14 protein-coding genes and 1 other RNA gene are annotated in these 16660 nt (G+C 62.3%); 12 read left to right on the top strand and 3 right to left on the bottom strand.

What is annotated here, in order from left to right:
• Positions 1–23 precede the first annotated feature (23 nt).
• The gene (locus tag MRBLMS1_RS09105; protein ID WP_035826106.1) at positions 24–659 is read left to right on the top strand and encodes a riboflavin synthase; all 636 of its coding nucleotides are present in this window, start codon (positions 24–26) and stop codon (positions 657–659) included.
• Positions 660–758: 99 nt separating this feature from the next.
• Complete coding sequence (locus tag MRBLMS1_RS09100) at positions 759–2171, top strand: hypothetical protein (protein ID WP_485879079.1); 1413 nt, start codon at positions 759–761, stop codon at positions 2169–2171.
• On the opposite strand, the gene MRBLMS1_RS09095 is transcribed toward MRBLMS1_RS09100, so the two are convergent.
• Positions 2168–2593, bottom strand: a complete 426-nt coding sequence (locus tag MRBLMS1_RS09095) for an OsmC family protein (protein ID WP_034759136.1) — start codon at positions 2591–2593, stop codon at positions 2168–2170. The two genes, MRBLMS1_RS09100 and MRBLMS1_RS09095, sit on opposite strands and share 4 nt — an antisense overlap.
• A 344-nt stretch (positions 2594–2937) precedes the next feature.
• Between MRBLMS1_RS09095 and ribBA the strand changes: the two genes are divergently transcribed.
• The 3 genes from ribBA to nusB all read left to right on the top strand — a co-directional run bounded on the left by ribBA (position 2938) and on the right by nusB (position 5277).
• Positions 2938–4059, top strand: coding sequence for a bifunctional 3,4-dihydroxy-2-butanone-4-phosphate synthase/GTP cyclohydrolase II (ribBA, locus tag MRBLMS1_RS09090; protein ID WP_128140071.1), 1122 nt, complete (start codon positions 2938–2940; stop codon positions 4057–4059).
• Between the two features lie 173 nt (positions 4060–4232).
• Positions 4233–4715: a 6,7-dimethyl-8-ribityllumazine synthase gene (ribH, locus tag MRBLMS1_RS09085; RefSeq protein ID WP_076570670.1), complete on the top strand. Its 483-nt coding sequence runs from the start codon at positions 4233–4235 to the stop codon at positions 4713–4715.
• A gap of 91 nt (positions 4716–4806) precedes the next feature.
• On the top strand, positions 4807–5277 hold the full coding sequence (gene nusB, locus MRBLMS1_RS09080; protein WP_034759129.1) for a transcription antitermination factor NusB: 471 nt from the start codon (positions 4807–4809) through the stop codon (positions 5275–5277).
• 122 nt (positions 5278–5399) lie between these two features.
• Here nusB and MRBLMS1_RS09075 read toward each other — a convergent pair whose 3' ends face one another.
• Positions 5400–6320 (bottom strand): lytic transglycosylase domain-containing protein, encoded by a 921-nt coding sequence (locus MRBLMS1_RS09075; protein ID WP_181877876.1) that lies wholly within the window; start codon positions 6318–6320, stop codon positions 5400–5402.
• Between the two features lie 478 nt (positions 6321–6798).
• Here MRBLMS1_RS09075 and ubiD point away from each other — a divergent pair, with 478 nt between their 5' ends.
• The 7 genes from ubiD to MRBLMS1_RS09040 all read left to right on the top strand — a co-directional run bounded on the left by ubiD (position 6799) and on the right by MRBLMS1_RS09040 (position 14532).
• Positions 6799–8283: a 4-hydroxy-3-polyprenylbenzoate decarboxylase gene (gene ubiD, locus MRBLMS1_RS09070; RefSeq protein WP_083292446.1), complete on the top strand. Its 1485-nt coding sequence runs from the start codon at positions 6799–6801 to the stop codon at positions 8281–8283.
• Positions 8284–8406: 123 nt separating this feature from the next.
• Positions 8407–8505, top strand: an RNA gene (gene ffs, locus MRBLMS1_RS09065) — signal recognition particle sRNA small type.
• 239 nt (positions 8506–8744) lie between these two features.
• Positions 8745–11084, top strand: coding sequence for a DNA polymerase III subunit gamma/tau (dnaX, locus tag MRBLMS1_RS09060; protein ID WP_485879075.1), 2340 nt, complete (start codon positions 8745–8747; stop codon positions 11082–11084).
• Between the two features lie 42 nt (positions 11085–11126).
• Positions 11127–11453 (top strand): YbaB/EbfC family nucleoid-associated protein, encoded by a 327-nt coding sequence (locus MRBLMS1_RS09055; protein ID WP_034759121.1) that lies wholly within the window; start codon positions 11127–11129, stop codon positions 11451–11453.
• A gap of 47 nt (positions 11454–11500) precedes the next feature.
• Positions 11501–12091 carry a recombination mediator RecR gene (recR, locus tag MRBLMS1_RS09050; RefSeq protein WP_034786598.1) on the top strand — a complete coding sequence of 197 codons (591 nt, stop codon included), beginning with the start codon at positions 11501–11503 and terminating at the stop codon, positions 12089–12091.
• A gap of 7 nt (positions 12092–12098) precedes the next feature.
• Complete coding sequence (locus MRBLMS1_RS09045; protein WP_485879072.1) at positions 12099–13319, top strand: CaiB/BaiF CoA transferase family protein; 1221 nt, start codon at positions 12099–12101, stop codon at positions 13317–13319.
• Positions 13320–13398: 79 nt separating this feature from the next.
• The gene (locus MRBLMS1_RS09040) at positions 13399–14532 is read left to right on the top strand and encodes an esterase-like activity of phytase family protein (protein WP_485879071.1); all 1134 of its coding nucleotides are present in this window, start codon (positions 13399–13401) and stop codon (positions 14530–14532) included.
• Here MRBLMS1_RS09040 and MRBLMS1_RS09035 read toward each other — a convergent pair.
• Positions 14501–16660: a putative bifunctional diguanylate cyclase/phosphodiesterase gene (locus MRBLMS1_RS09035; protein ID WP_485879069.1), complete on the bottom strand. Its 2160-nt coding sequence runs from the start codon at positions 16658–16660 to the stop codon at positions 14501–14503. The two genes, MRBLMS1_RS09040 and MRBLMS1_RS09035, sit on opposite strands and share 32 nt — an antisense overlap.

Raw genomic sequence — 16660 nt, 5'->3', positions numbered from 1 at the left:
TTTATACTTTATAGGGTTAGTTCATGTTTACAGGAATTGTTGCCGCCATCGGCAAGATTGAAACCGTGCAAGCACTTGACGGCGGCCTTGATGCCGGCGTGCGTCTGAACATCCATGCGGGCGGCTTGCCGCTGGCCGATGTGGCCCTGGGCGATTCCATCGCCATCAATGGCGCCTGCATGACGGTGGTGGAAAAATCGGACACCGGCTTTGCCGTCGATGTCTCGCGCGAAAGCCTCAATTGCACGGTGGGACTTGATACCACCACGGAAGTGAACCTGGAAAAAGCCCTGACCCTGGCCGAGCGCCTGGGTGGCCACCTGGTCTCGGGCCACGTTGACGGCCTGGGCATCGTGCGCAAGTTCGAAGCCGTGGGCGAATCGTGGGAACTGGTGATCGAAGCGCCGCACGAGCTGGCGAAATACCTGGCCTTCAAGGGTTCCGTCGTCGTCAATGGCGTGTCGCTGACCGTCAACCGCGTGGAAGACCTGGGCGCGGGCGCCGTCAACGGCTGCCGTTTCTCGATCAACCTGATCCCGCACACGATCGCCATGACGACCCTGAAACACTTGACGGTCGATGGCAAGGTCAACCTGGAAATCGATCTGATCGCCCGCTATGTCGAGCGCATGTTGTCGCTGGACAAGGCTGCCGCTTAACACCGCAGCTTGAAGCAGCACACCAGCGGCCTTGCAAAGCGTGTGTTGCTTTTCTTTCAGACGCGCATACTATGAAGCTTTCCGCAGTGGAGGCTAGCCATGGACCCGATTTCGCGCGCAACCGTGCCCAACACCATCCCGGCCACGCCCCGCGTGGGCGAGACGGTACCGCTGGCGCCGCTGGCGCCAGCGCTGCCCGTGCCGCCGTCCAGCGCGGCGGCGGCCCTTGCCATCCAATCCTCGACCCAGGTCGACATCTCCCCGCTGGGCCAGTTCCTGTCCGGCGTGGCCTTGTCGCGCCGGCAACTGCTGGCCTTGCAGGGCGCCACGGAAGAGGCCAGGGCGGCAAATACCCCCGTGAATGTCAATGACGACTTGCTGGCGCTGGCGCGGCAGTTGACGGAATCGTTCGCCCAGCTGCAAACGAGCGGCATCGACGCCAGCCAGCTGGCGACGGCCGGCGACACGCCGGGCAGCCTGGCGCAGCGCTACGATTTATTGTCGGGCGACGGCACGACGGATGCGGCCGCCGCGCTGGCGCAGGACGGCAGCTTGCTCACGCAAGCGCAGCTGGCCCGTATCGGCATCGACTTGCGCAATGAAGATGTCGATGCGCCAACGTTGCAAGCCGCCTATGCGGCCGACAGCAATGCCACCCTCGACGCCTTGCAACAGGGAACGGACGTGCTGGCACAGGTGGGCGCCGTGCTGGCCCGGCAGCAGGGCGCGCCGCTGGCGACCAATGTCGAAGCGGATTTAACAGGCGAAACATTGCCGTCCGGCGCCGTGCAGGCGTCGCAAGCCACGCAGCTGCAGCCCATCGACGGGGCGCCGCCGCAAACGGCTGCCATCGCGCAGCGGCAGCTGGAACTGCAGCAGCAACTGGAAGCGGAAGAGCTGAATCTGGACTTGCAGGAGCTGCGGCCGCCACCGGCGACAGCCGGGCAGGACCTGCAGCAGGCGCAGCGGGCCGGCCAGCGGCGTTTTGACGCCCAAGATATCGACACGCAGCGCCTGGACGCCGAACGCCAGGCCCTGCGGCAGGAAGATGCGCGCCTTGACGCGTTACGCCAGGATCAATTGCAGCAGACGCAGCGCGAAGAGCAGGCGCAGGCGGCAGCCGATGCGATGGAGCGTACACGGCTGACCTCGGCACAGCTGGCCGACAGCGATGCCCAGCTGCTGGCGCAGGCAGAGGCCGCGCGTGCGCAGACCCAGGCGCGCGATACCCAGTTACAGGCGCAAGCAGGACTGGCGGCGACGGCCCAGGCCCAGCTGGCCCAGCAAAATGCCCAGGCGCAGCAGCAAGCCGCGCAAGCAGCGGGCCAGGCCGTGCCCTTGCCGTCATCGCAAGACCCATCCGTAGCGGCGGCGATTGCCGCGTATAACCTGAACAATGCCGCCCTGAATCCCGGCCTGATGAACCGGCCATTGCCGGCCAGCGACTCGCGCCTGCCGCTGGTGGCGCCCGTCGCTGCCGTGGAACCCGTCAAGCCCGTGCCTAAAATCTAGGGCAGCAGGGTGGCGTCCAGGGTAATGTTGGCTTTCAGCAGCTTCGATACGGGGCAGCCAGCCTTGGCCTTGCCCGTCAATTCCTCGAACTTCGCCTGGTCGGCGCCCGGTATCTTCGCTTTCAGGATCAAATGGACGGCCGTGATGGCAAAGCCGTCGTCCACCTTGTCGAGGGTCACTTCGGCCGTCGTCTCCATCTTTTCCGCCGTCAGGCCCGCTTCGCCGAGGATCAGCGACAGGGCCATGGTGAAACAGCCCGCGTGGGCGGCGCCGATCAATTCCTCGGGATTCGTGCCGGGCTTGCCTTCGAAGCGGCTGGCAAAGCCGTAGGGATATTCCTGCAAGGCGCCGCTGCGCGTGCTGATGGCGCCCTTGCCATCCTTGATGCCGCCTGACCAGATGGCCGATCCGTTGGTTTTCATATTGCCGCTCCTGTGTGGGGTGTCGCTGCGAGTGGGTATCAGCGCCGTGGCGGTGACAGACTGATCTTATGCTCTTTGCAAGGCCGGCGGCGCGCGTCTTGCCACCGCCGTCTGCGCTGGAACGGGGAATCGGCGCTTTGTGATGCAGGCTGCGGCATCCGTGCCGTAAAGCTGTCTTATTTCAGGTCTGCAAGCGCTAAATCCTTTAAAATAGCAGGTTATAAGAAAATTCCCGGAAATCTGAGGAATATTCGTGCTTGATGTTTCAGTTTTTAGTTTCACTAACAACGCCTGGCAAAACCGACGCGCAGCAGGTTTTGACCGGCGTCATAAGAGGATGAACAATGTCTATATCCAGCACCGAAGAGATCGTCGCTGAATTGCGCGCCGGCCGCATGGTGATACTGGTCGATGAAGAAGACCGGGAAAATGAAGGCGATCTGGTGCTTGCCGCCGATTTCGTGACGCCTGAAGCCATCAATTTCATGATCACGCATGCGCGTGGCCTCGTCTGCCTGACCCTGACGGAAGAGCGTTGCGACGAGCTGAACCTGTCGATGATGACGTCGCGCAACGGCACCGCCTACGGTACCAACTTTACTGTTTCCATCGAAGCGGCCGAAGGCGTGACGACGGGTATTTCCGCCGCCGACCGCGCCAAGACCATCCAGGTGGCCGTAGCCAAGGGCACGCAGCCCAGTGATATCGTCCAGCCTGGCCATATCTTCCCGCTGAAAGCGCAAAAGGGCGGCGTGCTGATGCGCGCAGGCCATACGGAAGCCGGTTGCGACCTGACGGCCATGGCCGGCTTGACGCCCGCGTCCGTGATTTGCGAAATCATGAAGGACGACGGCACCATGGCGCGTCTGCCGGATTTGCTGGTGTTTGCCGAGCAGCATGGCCTGAAAATCGGCACGATTGCCGACCTGATCCATTACCGCAGCCAGACAGAATCGTTGGTCGAACGCGTTGCCGAGCGCACCTTGCACACGGCGCATGGCGAGTTCCGCCTGATCGCCTTCCGCGACAAGCCCAGCGCGTCGGCCCATCTGGCCCTCGTGCATGGCGATCTGGCTCCCGGCCTGGAAGCGCTGGTGCGCGTGCACCAGCCCGTTTCCCTGCTGGACGTGCTGGAAAGCGAAGCGACCACCCACTCGTGGACGGTGGCCGCCTCGATGGCCGCCATCAAGCAGGCCGAGCGTGGCGTGATGGTCTTGTTGAACTGCGGCGAGACGTCGAGCGAACTGTTTGCCCAGTTCGCCGCCCTGGACACGCCGCAAGCCAAGCCGAAAGGCCGCGCGGCCAGCATGGACTTGCGCAGCTATGGCATCGGCGCGCAAATCCTGCGCGACCTGGGCGTGAGCAAGATGCAATTGCTGGCCAGCCCCCGCAAGATGCCGTCGATGGTTGGTTTCGACCTGGAAGTGACCGGTTTTCAGTGCCATCCTGGCCAGACGCCTGACTAAATCTACTGCGCGTCGCGATTTGCGGTCTGTGATGCTCACTGTACCTTCGTACAGTTGCGCTTCTCGACCACAACTCGCTGCCGCTCGCTACGATTTTGTCAGGCGTCGATGTGAGAGTAAACGATGGCGGCATGTGCGTGCCGCCCTGAACCACCAGATTAAAGAGGCTTATGATGACCGTAGGAACATATGAAACCAATTTTGCCGGCGAAGGTTTGCGCGTCGGTATCGTCCAGGCACGATTCAATGAAATCGTCGGTGGTGGCTTGCTGTCGGCATGCCTGGAAGAGTTGAGCAAGCTGGGCGTGGCCGATGAAGATATCCTGCACGTGACCGTGCCGGGCGCCCTGGAAATCCCACTGATTCTGCAAAAAATGGCGGAAACCGAGCAATTCGACGCCCTGATCGCACTGGGCGCCGTGATTCGCGGTGAAACCTACCACTTCGAGCTGGTATCGAACGAATCGGGCGCGGGCATCACGCGCGTCGGTCTCGATTACGGCATTCCGATCGCCAACGCAGTGTTGACGACCGAAAACGACGAGCAGGCGGAAGTGCGCATGCTGGTCAAGGGAGCTGAAGCGGCACGCGTGGCAGTGGAAATGGCTAATCTGGCGCAAGCGCTGGAAGAGTTGCAAGACACAGACGAGGATTAATCGTGCTTGCGCCGCGGAGTGTTGCCTGGCATCGCACCGCGGTATTCGTCACTATCTGCAGTAAATACGTATTTAAGAACAGGTAACAATCATGACTGAGAAAAATTTGCTCGCCAATCCCAGCAAAAACCGCACGCCGCGTCACCGCGCGCGCGAGTTTGCGCTGCAGGGCTTGTACCAGTGGCTGCTGAACAATGAAGACGCGACCACCGTCGTGAACAATATTCGCGCGGCGCATGGTTTCGACAAGGCCGATGGCGATCATTTCACGGTGCTGCTGTACGGCGCCATCAAGGATTCGCTGGCGCTGCGCGAAAGCATGGCACCATTGATCGACCGCAATATCGCGGAACTGTCGCCGATCGAACATGGCATCCTGCTGATCGGCGCTTTCGAGCTGAAGAACAACATGGAAATCCCGTACCGCGTCGTCATCAACGAAGCGGTCGAGCTGGCCAAGTCGTTTGGCGGTATCGACGGTCACAAGTATGTGAACGGCGTGCTCGACAAGCTGGCAGTGAAATTCCGCGAGGAAGAAGTCAACGCCAACAAGCGCAAGTAATATACAGCGTAGTTCCTGCGGCTGCTGCCGCAGGGCAACAAAAAAGCCACCGGCACTTGCGTGAACGGTGGCTTTTTCATTGGGTGCTGCTTTTGGATGCCCCTGTGAGGGCTTTTAAAGGGTCACAGGCCGGCGATCTCGTTATGTGGGGCAATCTTGATGGTGATGCTGCCGCTTTCCGCTGCCGGTGCCTTGGCTGGTGCTGGCGTGTTCGATGCCATCACCGGCGTCGTGGTCGGCACGCGCTGGCCAGCCGACACTTGTTTCAGGCGGCGGTATTCGGCCAGCACGCGCGAGCCGTAACCCGAGTCGGTGGCGAAGTTGGCGGCACCCACGTAGGTTTTCAGGCCTGCTTCGACGGAACCGCCACGCGTGACGTAGTCTTTCAGGATCAGGGAGCCGACGCGGATGTTGGCGACGGGATTCAGGGCTGCTTGCACGCCGCCCATTTCCTGGAAGCGCTCATGATGCACTTTCGACATGACTTGCATCAAGCCTTGTGCGCCGACGGGGCTTTCCGCGAACGGGTTCAAGCCCGATTCGATGGCCATCACGGCCAGGATCAGCAGCGGATCCAGCTTGATTTCGCGGGCCGTCAGGTACGCCGTCGACACGAGCATATTGGTCGCATCGTTTGCCACGCGGTAGCGCTTGGAGAGCCAGTTGGTGACCCATTGCTGCTGCTTTTGCGTGCCCAGCAAGGCTTTTTCTTCCTTGCTCAGCGGCGCGTCGCTGGCGGCGGCCGTTTGCACGGAAGCGGGCGCTTCCATCAGTGCCGACAGGGCCGGCGCTTCAACGGCTTGCGCTTCTGCCATCGGCAGCGGGAACAGGCTGTGCGTCAGTTGCTTGCCCAGGTCAGGGCGGAACATCAGCAGGGCGATCAGTGCCAGGGCGGAAATGCCGAAGACTGTCAGTGTGTGTTGCGCAGTGGTTAAAACGCCACGTGCCGAAATGGCTTGTGCGCGGGCGCGCAAACGCGCCAACGCTGGCTGACCAGCCACGGTTGAAGCAGGTAATGCTGCTTCAGTGCTACGATGAGTCATAGAGTTCCCCGAAATGTCGCGTCAACAGGCAGTCCCTCCGCGGTGTCGCGGTGTTGTGGGTACTGCCAATGCCGTGCATCAGAAATATCATCGTTTCCGCCGCGTATGGATGCGTGCGAGAAACGCCGTCATTGCTTGCTTGAGCTGATCGGTCCCATTCTGGTATTGGATCAGTCGCAATACAACTTTTACCGGGGGTAAGGCAGACGCCTTTTGAAAACACTCCTTAAAATGTCATGTGGAGCCCCGACTCCGTGAATGAAAGAGAAACGCTAAAATCAAGCTCTGGGCCGGCGTGCTCTTTCAAGTTGGGCGAATTGTAGAAGCCGTTTTATATCAAGTCAATACTAACGAATCGTTTCTTTATTACTTTTATGTCTCACTTTTTGACTTGCATTGTGCCAAAAGCCAATAAAATCAATTACTTGGCATAGATCCTTCAGCAACGGCGTCCGACGTCAAAAAAAATTAAAAACACATGAAATATTCAGATTTACGAGATTTTATTTCTCAACTGCAACAAATGGGTGAACTTAAGCCCATTTCGACCCCCATTTCACCGATTTTGGAGATGACGGAAGTGTGCGACCGCACCTTGCGCGCGGGCGGACCGGCCTTGCTGTTCAATAATCCGACGGGACACACCATGCCGGTGCTGGGCAATCTGTTCGGCACCACGCGCCGCGTGGCCTTGGGCATGGGCGCGGAAGATGTCAGCGAATTGCGCAAGATCGGCCATGTGCTGGCGCGGCTGAAGGAGCCGGAGCCGCCGAAGGATTTCAAGGATCTGCTGGGCCTGGGCTCGCTGGTGAAATCCGTATGGGACATGTCGCCCAAAGAATTGCGCGGCGCGAAGTGTCAGGAAATCGTCTGGGAAGGCAACGACGTCGACCTCGCGCGCCTGCCGATCCAGCATTGCTGGCCTGGCGACGTCGCACCCCTGATCACCTGGGGCCTGGTAATTACCAAGGGCCCGAACAAGAAGCGGCAAAACCTCGGCATCTACCGCCAGCAGGTGCTGGGGCGCAACAAGGTCATCATGCGCTGGCTGGCGCACCGGGGCGGGGCGCTGGACTTCCGCGAGCACGCGATCCAGAGCAAGGGCAAACCGTATCCGATCGCCGTCGCGCTCGGTGCCGATCCCGCTACTATATTAGGGGCCGTCACGCCGGTGCCGGACAGCCTGTCCGAATACCAGTTCGCCGGCTTGCTGCGCGGCAGCCGCACGGAGCTGGTGAAAGCCATCGGCAGCGAGCTGCGCGTGCCTGCCTCGGCCGAAATCGTGCTCGAAGGCCATATCTATCCGGACGAAAACCATCCGAGCGGCTACGAGCATGCGCTGGAAGGGCCGTATGGCGACCACACGGGCTACTATAATGAGCAGGACAGTTTCCCCGTGTTTACCATCGACCGCATCACCATGCGCCGCGATCCGATCTACCACTCCACGTACACGGGCAAACCGCCGGACGAGCCGGCCGTGCTGGGGCTGGCCCTGAACGAAGTGTTCGTGCCGCTGCTGCAAAAGCAGTTCAGTGAAATCACCGACTTCTATCTGCCACCCGAAGGTTGCAGCTACCGCATGGCCGTGGTGCAGATCAAGAAACAGTACGCGGGCCACGCCAAGCGCGTGATGTTCGGCGTGTGGAGTTTCTTGCGCCAGTTCATGTATACCAAGTTCATCGTCGTCGTCGACGAAGACGTCAACATCCGCGACTGGAAAGAAGTCATCTGGGCCATCACTACCCGTGTCGACCCGATCCGCGACACGACCCTGGTTGACAATACGCCGATCGACTACCTGGACTTCGCCTCGCCGGTCAGCGGCCTGGGCAGCAAGATGGGTATCGATGCGACGAATAAATGGCCGGGCGAAACGACGCGCGAGTGGGGCACGACGATTGCCATGACGCCGGAAGTGAAGGCCAAGGTGGATGGGATTTGGCAGGAGCTGGGGTTGTAAGGCCAACCCGATTGCGGATGCCGGGGTCGTACCCTCAGGGTACGACCCCAGATTTTGCTTCTGGGTTTGGCTTGACTGCACGGCAATTTCCCAATCTTGCGCAGGTCGGTTATAATTGTCCCTGGCGGGCCCCTGCGCATCGTGGCATGGCTAACCTGGTCAGGTCGGGAACGAAGCAGCCACGGCTATTAACCATGAGTGCCGCAGATCAGGCTCGCCTCCTTCGGGAATGTTTTATCAGGATCAACAATCAAGCTGCCATGGGCAGCTTTTTTGCTTTTACGGCCCCGTTTTCTTGCCGATCCGCAGCATTGCCGGGCTTGCCGTGTTTTCACTGTTTCTAGCTGGCCATGTTATACAATTGCTGCTTTGCCGCGTTTGCCAGATTTGTCCTGGCCCGGCCATGAGGCTTGCGCCCGCCGCGCAGGATCACCCGCAAAATCGCATGGTAAAATCTCAGCATGTCCTATCAAGTCCTCGCCCGTAAATACCGCCCCAAGAATTTCGAGACGCTCGTCGGCCAGGAGCACGTCGTGCGCGCGCTCACGCATGCCTTGCACAGCGGCCGATTGCATCACGCCTACCTGTTCACGGGCACGCGCGGCGTCGGCAAGACGACCCTGTCGCGCATCCTGGCCAAGTCGCTCAATTGCATCGGCCCCGATGGCACGGGCGGCATCACGGCCCAGCCTTGCGGCCAGTGCGAAGCGTGCACGGCGATCGATGCGGGACGCTTTGTCGACTATATTGAGATGGATGCGGCGTCGAACCGCGGCGTCGATGAAATGGCGCAACTGCTCGAGCAAGCCGTGTATGCGCCAAGCAATGCGCGCTTCAAGGTCTATATGATCGATGAGGTGCACATGCTGACGAACCACGCGTTCAATTCCATGCTGAAGACCCTGGAAGAGCCGCCCGAGCACGTCAAGTTCATCCTGGCCACGACGGACCCGCAAAAGATTCCCGTGACCGTGCTGTCGCGCTGCCTGCAGTTCAACCTCAAGCAGATGCCGCCCGGCCACATCATCAGCCACCTGGACAATATCCTGGGGCAAGAGGGCATCACCTTCGAACAGCCGGCCTTGCGCCTGTTGGCCCAGGGCGCCCACGGTTCCATGCGCGATGCGCTGTCCCTGACGGACCAGGCCATTGCCTACGCGGCCGGCGCGGTCACCCTGGACGCCGTGCAAGGCATGCTCGGTGCGCTCGACCAATCGTACCTGGTACGCCTGCTCGACGCGCTGGCGCAGCAGGATGGCGCCGATCTGCTGGCCGTGGCCGACGAGATGGCGTCGCGCAGCCTGTCGTACAACGGCGCCTTGCAAGACCTGGGTACCTTGCTGCACCGCATTGCGCTGGCGCAAACCGTGCCAGCCGCCTTGCCGCAGGATCTGCCTGAGTACGCAGACATCGTCCGTTTGGCTGCCGCGTTTGACGCGGAAGAAGTCCAGCTGTTTTACCAGATCGCCGTGCATGGCCGCAATGAACTGGGCCTGGCGCCCGACGAATACGCGGGCTTTACCATGACCTTGCTGCGCATGCTGGCCTTTCGGCCCGGCATAGGCGGCGCCGAAGGTGTGCCTGCTGCCGCGCCAGCGTCTGTATCGGGCAACCGTCCCGCTGCCGTGGCCGCCGCGCGCGCCGCGGCTGGCGCATCCGCACCGGCCGCCCGCGCCGCCACGAACACCGTGGCCAGCCATGCAGCCGTGACCCCGCCCGCCGTGGTCGCAGCCGCTGCCGCCAGCATGGCCCGCAGCGAAGCGCCGCCACCACGCGCGGCTGCCCCGGCACCGGCACCGGCAGCTGTAGCACCCCCGGCGCCAGCACCAGCGGCACCGCCGCCTGCCGCTCCTGCTCCTGCTCCCGCTGCGGCCGCCCCGGCAGCATCGGGCGCCCCGATCAGTTCCGCCCGCGCCGCCATCAATGCGGCGCTGGAAGCGGCCCGTGCCGCCTCGAAAGGCCGTCCGGGCAGCGCGCCATCGGCGCCATCGTCGGCGCCCAAGCCGGCTGCCCCCGCACCGGTAGCGGAAGCTGTCGCCGCGGCGCCAGCCCCGGCCGCACCGGTCCAGGCAGCACCGCCACCACCCGCCGCCGCAAAAGCGCCTGCGCCGTGGGACGATGCACCACCGGTCGCCGTGATGGAAGCGCCAGTGGCCGCTACGGCGCCCGTGCAGCAGGCGCGTCCTGCCGCGCCGCCGCCACAGCAGGCACCCGCCGACGACGACTTGCCGCCGTGGGTCACCGAATTCTCCGACGACAGCGCCTCGGCTGCCGTGTCGGCGCCCGCCGCGCAGAGCAGCGAGCAGCCGGCCGTCATCATGCCGCAGCGCGCCGCCAAGCAAGCCGCGCCGAGCGGACCGTATGTGATCACGCCCGTACCGGGCCTGGACTGGGACGGCAACTGGCCCGCCGTCGCCGCCGTGCTGCCCCTGCGCGGCATAGCCCAGCAGCTGGCCGTGCAGGCCGAGCTGATCGAATGCCTGCACGACGGCCACAGCACGACTTTCCGCCTGCGCGTGCCCATCGACACCTGGCGCAGTCCGGCCAACGTGGAAAAACTGGCGGCCGTGCTCAGCGAACGCTTCGGCCGCAAGGTCAATGTCGACACGGAACTGGGCGCCGTCTGGTACACGGCCAGCGCGGAGGCGCAGGCCCACCGCGAGGCGTGCCAGCTGCAAGCGGAAGAAACCATCGCCAGCGATCCCTTCGTGCTCGACATGAAGCGTGCATTCGACGCTTTTGTTGTGCCGGGAACAATTACCCCTGCACCGGCCGGCTCCGCCGCGCCGACCCTGCATTAATGATTAACAAAACTCATAAACTGAATTGAACGGAGCATTCTCATGATGAAAAATCAACTGGCTGGCCTGATGAAGCAGGCGCAAGCAATGCAAGACAACATGAAAAAAGCCCAGGAACAACTGGCGCTGGTGGAAGTGGAAGGCCAGTCCGGCGCCGGCCTGGTGAAAATCGTCATGACGTGCAAGAACGACGTCAAGCGCGTCTCCATCGACCCGTCCTTGCTGGCCGACGACAAGGACATGCTGGAAGACCTGGTGGCTGCCGCCTTCAACGACGCCGTACGCAAGGCGGAAGCGACGTCCGCTGAAAAAATGGCAGGCTTGACTGGCGGCATGAACTTGCCAGCTGGCTTCAAAATGCCATTCTGATGCACTACCGCATGCGCTCGATCTATGGCACGGGGCAAGGTTGATCCATGTCCAAGTCGCTTGAATTCTTGACCGAGGCGCTGCGGCGCCTGCCCGGCGTCGGCCCCAAGTCGGCGCAGCGGATGGCATTTCATTTGTTGCAGCACGATAGGGAAGGCGCGGCCATGCTGTCGCGCGCCCTGTTCCAGGCCGTCGATGCCGTGCATCACTGCGGCCTGTGCAATACCTTTACCGAACATGAGGTGTGCGAGACCTGTCTCGACGAAGAGCGCGACAAGCGCTTGCTGTGCGTGGTGGAAACGCCCGCCGACCAGTTGATGATCGAGCAGACGCTGACCTACAAGGGCCTGTATTTCGTCCTCATGGGGAGATTGTCTCCGCTGGACGGCATCGGCCCGAAAGATATCCACCTCGAAAAACTATTAAACCGCGCCAACGATGGCGTGGTCGGCGAAGTGGTGCTGGCCACCAACTTTACCAATGAAGGCGAAGCGACGGCCCACTACATCAGCGAAATGCTGAAGGCGCGGGGCTTGCGCGTGAGCCGCCTGGCCCGCGGCGTGCCCGTGGGCGGCGAACTGGAATACGTCGATGCGGGCACGATTGCCCGCGCGATGCTTGACCGCAGGGCAACCTGAATACAACATGACAGAATCCTCCGCGACCACTGGTCCATTGCAAGGCATTAAAGTGCTGGAACTGGGCACCCTGATCGCGGGGCCGTTCTGTGCCCGCATGCTGGCCGAATTCGGCGCCGACGTGATCAAGATCGAGTCGCCCGATGGCGGCGACCCCATCCGTACCTGGCGAGTACTGAAGGATGGCACCTCGCTGTGGTGGTCGGTGCAGGCGCGCAACAAGAAAAGCGTCACCTTGAACCTGAAGTCGCCCGAAGGCCGGGCCATTGCGCGCCAGCTGGCCCTGGAAGCGGACATCATCATCGAGAACTACCGCCCCGGCGTGCTGGAAAAGTGGGATCTCGGCTACGAGCAGCTCAAGCAGATCAAGCCTTCCCTCATCATGGTGCGCCTGTCCGGCTTTGGCCAGACGGGGCCGATGAAGGATTTGCCCGGTTTCGGCGCCATCGGCGAATCGATGGGCGGCTTGCGCTATGTGTCCGGCTTTGCCGACCGTCCGCCCGTGCGCGTCGGCGTATCGATCGGCGACTCCGTGGCGGCCCTGCACGGCGTGATCGGCGCCATGATGGCCTTGCGCCACCGCGACGTGACGGGCGGCGCGGCGTCCGGCGAAGGCCAGATGGTCGATGTGGCCCTGTATGAATCCGTGTTCAACCTGATGGAATCCCTGGTGCCCGAATACGATCAGGCGGGCGTGGTACGCGAGCGCACAGGCGGCTCCTTGCCTGGCATCGTGCCCTCGAATACCTACACGACGGGCGACGGCGAAAACATCGTGATTGCCGGTAATGGCGACGCCATCTTCAAGCGCTTGATGCTGGCCATGGGCCGCATCGACATGGCGGGCGACCCGCAACTGGCGCGCAATGACGGGCGCGTTGCGCGTACACAGGAAATCGACGCCGCCATCGGCGCCTGGTGCGCCACGCACACGATAGACAGCGCGCTGGCCGTGCTCAAGGCTGCTGACGTACCGGCCGGCAAAATCTACTCCGTGCGCGACATGATGAGCGATCCGCAATTTCTCGCCCGCGACATGTTCGAACAGCACCAGTTTGCCGACGGCACGCCCGTCAAATTGCCCGCCATCAGCCCGAAACTGTCCGCCACGCCGGGCAAGACGCAGTGGCTGGGGCCGACTTTGGGCCAGCACAATGACGAGGTGCTGGCGTCCCTCGGCTACGATGCGGCCGCCATTGCGCGGCTCAAGGTCGATGGGGTGGTGTGATCCGGCGTGTGCCGCCAATAATGTTGTCGGATTACGCGCTTCGCGCTAATCCGACCTACGCAACTTACTGATACCTGCCATGCACCGATTTCTCCGTACCGCGCTTGCCCTGGCATCCGCCGCCATTGTCCTTTCCGCCTGCGCCAACTTCTCCCACAACGCGCCGATTACGGGCCTGCGCCTGATTGGCGAACAGCGCATCGCGCTCAAACACGCGTTCGAGGGCACCACGGTGGGCGGCTTGTCCGGCATCGATTACGATGCGGCCAACAAGAGCTGGGTGATGGAAAGCGATGACCGCTCGGAAATCAATCCGGCCCGCTTCTACCGCGCTGCCTTGAACTTTGACAGCAAGGCGTTTACCAGTGTGACCTTGAGCAGCGTGCATTTCTTCACGCAGCCCGACGGCAGCCGCTATCCGAACCTGGCGCATGCCAAGCTGGACCGGGGCGACCAGGTAGCCGATATCGAAACCATCCGTGTCGATCCGCAGGATGGCAGCCTGTGGTACGGCAGCGAAGGCAACCGCAAGGTGGGCTTGCACCCGTTCGTGCGCCACGCCGACAGCGGCGGCCGTTACCTGGCCACCTTGCCGACACCGGCCATGTTCAATGTCTCGAAGGAAGAGGTTGGCTCGCGCAACAACATGACGTTTGAAGCGCTGTCGTTTGCCAGCGATGGCAAGAGCTTGTGGCTGGGCATGGAAGCGGCCCTGTACCAGGACGGCCCGCTGGCCACGCCCGATAACGGCTCCATCGTGCGCATCACGCGCCTGGACCGCGCGGGCAAAGTGCTGGGCCAGTATGCGTATCCGATTGAGCCGGTGGCGTCGCGGCCCGGGCCCGGACGCGAGGCGGACAATGGCGTGTCGGAAATCCTCGCCGTCAACGACCATCAGTTGCTGGTGGTGGAGCGGGCCGGCGTGGCCAATGCGGACGGCGTCTACACGAACCACGTGCGCATCTACGAAATGGAAACGGAGGGCGCCACCGATGTGCAGGCGCTGCCGGCCCTGGCGGGCGCGACCTATGTGCCGGCGCGCAAGCGTTTGCTGCTGGACCTGGAAAAGATCGGCCTGGCACGGGTCGACAATATCGAAGGCATCAGCTGGGGCCCGCGTCTGGAAAACGGCCGCCGCAGCCTGGTTTTGATTTCCGACGACAATTTTAATCCGCTGCAAGTCACGCAAATCCTTGCCTTCGAAGTGCTCTAGTTTCCACGCTGGCCAGCTGGTTCGCCTGCCTGGCCAGCATGGCCGTGATCGTGTCGTGCGGTGAAGGGTGGCCCAGGAAATAGCCTTGCACCATGTCGCAGCCGTATTCTTCCAGCATCACCAGCTGCTCGTCCGTTTCCACGCCCTCGGCCACCACCACCATTTTCAAGCCATGCGCCATGGCGATGATGGCGCGCGTGATGGCCGCGTTTTCCGCATCCTGCGGCAAGCCGGCGATAAAACTCTTGTCGATCTTCAAGGCCCGCACGTCGAAGCGTTTCAGATAATTCATTGACGAATAGCCCGTGCCGAAGTCGTCGATCGACAGGTACACGCCGATGCCGCGCAATTGCTCCAGGGTTACCATGGTGGCGCGCGCATCGTCCATCAAGGTTCCTTCCGTCAATTCCAGTTCCAGCAGGCGCGCATCGAGGCCCGTGTCGGCCAGGGCCGAGAGCACGATCTGCATCAGGTTTTCATCCTTGAATTGCTTGGCCGACAGGTTCACGGCCATGCGGATGGCGCGCCCGCTACCGTTTTGCCACGCCTTGGCCTGATTGCAGGCCGTGCGCAGCACCCATTCGCCGATGGGCACGATCAGCCCTGTTTCCTCGGCCAGCGGGATGAATTCCGTGGGCGAAATGATGCCCCGTTCCGGATGGCGCCAGCGCACGAGCGCTTCCACGCCGACGATCTGCGTACTGGGCACGTCGATCTGCGGCTGGTACAGCAAATACAGTTCGTTGTTCTGCAAGGCTTTCCTCAAGCCCACTTCCATCTTGACGTGGCTCATGATTTCCATCGTCAGCGACGAGCTGTACAGCTTGGCATTGTTCTTGCCGCAGTTCTTCGCGTGGTACATGGCCGTGTCCGCATATTTGAGCAGCGAGTTGCAATCCTCGCCATCTTCCGGATACAGCGAGATGCCGATGCTGGCGGTGACGAAAATCTCGTGCGCCTCGATCATGAACGGCCGGCGCATGGCTTCCTTGACCCGGTGCGCCACGTTCAGCGCATCTTCCACACGCTCCAGGTCGGGTATCAAAATCGTGAATTCATCGCCGCCCAGGCGCGCCAGGTTGCTGCCGCCAAAGACGCCATCGAGCTCGTATTCGGCGCGCAGCACCAGGTCGCTGGGGCGGATGGTTTCGCGCAGGCGCTCGGACACCACCTTGAGCAAATGGTCGCCCACGTCGTGGCCCAGGGTGTCGTTGATGCGCTTGAAGGCGTCGAGGTCCATGAACAGCACGGCGAATTTCTTGTCGTGCTCCTTCGAGCGCACCAGTTCGCGTTCCAGGGTTTCCAGGAACGCCTGCCGGTTGGGGATGCCCGTCAGGCTGTCGCAATAGGCGAGGCGACGTATCTGTTCTTCCGTGCGCTTGCGCTCGCTGATGTCGCGCACCAGGCCCAGCACTTCATCGGCCCCCGTCGCCACCAGGCGTGCTTCGAAGTGGCGCGTGCTGTCTTCGTGCGTGAGCGTGTAGTCGACCGAGCCGATGTGCTGCGTGGCCAGCACGGCGTGCGCCTGGTCGAGCAGGCGCGCGGCGATTTCGGGCGGCAGCACGTCGCGGATATGGCTGCCCACGCAGTCGGTGATGGAAAAGCCGGCGCTGGCGTCGTGGCCCTGTTCGTAGTCGAGATAAAAACCTTCGCTGTTGAGGCGAAAGAAGGTGTCCGGGATGGCGGCCAGCACGGCGCGGTTGTGCGCGTCGGCGATGCGCAGGCGGGCGATGGCGTCGCTGGCGCGCAGCACGTACAGCACGCGGTGCCCGAGGATGGGCCAGTTGATGGGCTTGGAAATGAAATCCGTCGCGCCCACCTCGTAGGCGCGCGTGACGGCTTCCAGCTCGTCGCCGCCCGTGACCATGATGATGGGCACCGTGCCGCCCACTTCCTGGTGGCGGATTTCGCGGCACACGGCAAAGCCGTCCATGGCCGGCATGTCGACGTCGAGCATGACGAGGTCCGGGCCGCTGTGCTTGTAGCTGGCCAGGGCCTGCACGCCGTCTTCGGCCTCGATCACGTCCAGGCCCACCTGCGTGAGCATCTGCCGCATCAGCAAGCGCATCACGGGATCGTCGTCGGCCACCAGCACCAGGCCGCGGGGAGGGGAGAGGGGCGCTGTCAT

Source organism: Massilia sp. LMS1-1-1.1, from assembly GCF_040815535.1.
GTDB lineage: Bacteria > Pseudomonadota > Gammaproteobacteria > Burkholderiales > Burkholderiaceae_D > Janthinobacterium > Janthinobacterium aestuarii.
This window is presented reverse-complemented; position numbering and strand designations above follow the sequence as displayed.

Bases quoted from the DNA above. Each gene is read 5' to 3' on its own strand.
- recR (WP_034786598.1), top strand. From the start codon at position 11,501: ATGTCCAAGTCGCTTGAATTCTTGACCGAGGCGCTGCGGCGCCTGCCC.
- MRBLMS1_RS09040 (WP_485879071.1), top strand. From the start codon at position 13,399: ATGCACCGATTTCTCCGTACCGCGCTTGCCCTGGCATCCGCCGCCATT.
- MRBLMS1_RS09095 (WP_034759136.1), bottom strand. From the start codon at position 2,593: ATGAAAACCAACGGATCGGCCATCTGGTCAGGCGGCATCAAGGATGGC.
- ubiD (WP_083292446.1), top strand. From the start codon at position 6,799: ATGAAATATTCAGATTTACGAGATTTTATTTCTCAACTGCAACAAATG.
- ribBA (WP_128140071.1), top strand. From the start codon at position 2,938: ATGTCTATATCCAGCACCGAAGAGATCGTCGCTGAATTGCGCGCCGGC.
- MRBLMS1_RS09100 (WP_485879079.1), top strand. From the start codon at position 759: ATGGACCCGATTTCGCGCGCAACCGTGCCCAACACCATCCCGGCCACG.
- MRBLMS1_RS09075 (WP_181877876.1), bottom strand. From the start codon at position 6,320: ATGACTCATCGTAGCACTGAAGCAGCATTACCTGCTTCAACCGTGGCT.
- ribH (WP_076570670.1), top strand. From the start codon at position 4,233: ATGACCGTAGGAACATATGAAACCAATTTTGCCGGCGAAGGTTTGCGC.
- nusB (WP_034759129.1), top strand. From the start codon at position 4,807: ATGACTGAGAAAAATTTGCTCGCCAATCCCAGCAAAAACCGCACGCCG.
- MRBLMS1_RS09105 (WP_035826106.1), top strand. From the start codon at position 24: ATGTTTACAGGAATTGTTGCCGCCATCGGCAAGATTGAAACCGTGCAA.
- MRBLMS1_RS09035 (WP_485879069.1), bottom strand. From the start codon at position 16,660: ATGACAGCGCCCCTCTCCCCTCCCCGCGGCCTGGTGCTGGTGGCCGAC.
- MRBLMS1_RS09055 (WP_034759121.1), top strand. From the start codon at position 11,127: ATGATGAAAAATCAACTGGCTGGCCTGATGAAGCAGGCGCAAGCAATG.
- dnaX (WP_485879075.1), top strand. From the start codon at position 8,745: ATGTCCTATCAAGTCCTCGCCCGTAAATACCGCCCCAAGAATTTCGAG.
- MRBLMS1_RS09045 (WP_485879072.1), top strand. From the start codon at position 12,099: ATGACAGAATCCTCCGCGACCACTGGTCCATTGCAAGGCATTAAAGTG.